The organism is Mycoplasma sp. HS2188 (assembly GCF_025209835.1).
Lineage (GTDB): Bacteria > Bacillota_I > Bacilli_A > Mycoplasmatales > Metamycoplasmataceae > Mycoplasmopsis.
In genome coordinates this window covers 1-530 of record NZ_JAOAOI010000078.1, presented here as the reverse complement: position 1 = coordinate 530, position 530 = coordinate 1, and the positions used below count along the sequence as shown (strand labels likewise).

Genomic DNA, 530 nt, shown 5'->3' with positions numbered 1-530 from the left:
CACTAAGTTTTTTTAAGAAAAATAAGCAAATAGCTGACCTATTTTTCTTCCTTTTATTAGACCTATTTCCACCTATAAAATTACTATGAATAATAGCTTCACGACACCTTAATTTTTCGCCATATTTGAGACCTTGAAAATTGATGAATAAATCATCAATTTCTAAATGAATTTTGCTATTTTTTTGACCCGCTAAAATAGCTTCATTTTTACTAATTTCTAGTTTATTTTTTGCCCTAATTTGTTCGTCAATTTTAAAGCGTTTTTTAAGATAAAACAGATGTTGTTTTGATGGTTGTTTTGCCACTACTTCAGTTGGTAATTTTGTATTATTAAGGTCTGCTAATATGCAAGCTTTCACTAACTCAAAATCATATTTACAAATGGCTAAGTTTTTTAAAACTTTATCGTGATAATATAATTCTCTTTTCATCACACCTTTATCACTAAACTCATACATTGTAATATTTAACTCAAACTCACCACCTAATGTAATTCAGCGTTTTTTAAGCCTTCTGGCGATTCTAAAA

At 27.9% G+C, this 530-nt stretch carries 1 pseudogene; it reads right to left on the bottom strand.

Going from position 1 to position 530, the window contains the following annotated elements:
• Positions 1-530 (bottom strand): annotated as a pseudogene (locus N1F73_RS04025) (integrative conjugal element protein); the annotation flags it as partial.